This is a genomic window from Clostridium sp. TJA032, assembly GCF_058310275.1.
This window is the reverse complement of the sequence record NZ_JBZEFB010000018.1, coordinates 326-719: the sequence shown is the minus strand read 5'-3', so window position 1 is coordinate 719 and position 394 is coordinate 326. Positions and strand designations below refer to the sequence as shown.

1 protein-coding gene is annotated in these 394 nt (G+C 31.0%); it reads right to left on the bottom strand.

Features of this window, described 5'->3' with window-relative positions; genetic code table 11:
- The coding region (locus AC4FRL_RS11640) for an immunoglobulin-like domain-containing protein (protein WP_491140410.1) at window positions 1-394 on the bottom strand (394 nt) is incomplete at both ends.

The window sequence follows — 394 nt, the reverse complement described above, 5'->3', positions numbered from 1 at the left end:
AGTTATTGTCTTAGTTACTGATGCTCCATTACTATCTGTTACTTTATAAGTTACCTTATAAGTTCCAGCTTTCTCCATGTTAACATCATTAAAGATTATATTTGCCTCTGTTAACTTAATATCATTATCTTCCTCATCATAAGCAGTTACTCCCTCTAATGGATTGAAAGATTCTCCTACGGTTAAGACCTTATCTTCCGCCTTTATAACTGGTACATGATTTATTACTTCTTGTTTTGGATTTACCTTAACAGTTATTGTCTTAGTTGTTGATGCTCCATTACTATCTGTTACTTTATAAGTTACCTTATAAGTTCCAGCTTTCTCCATGTTAACATCATTAAAGATTATATTTGCCTCTGTTAACTTAATATCATTATCTTCCTCATCATAA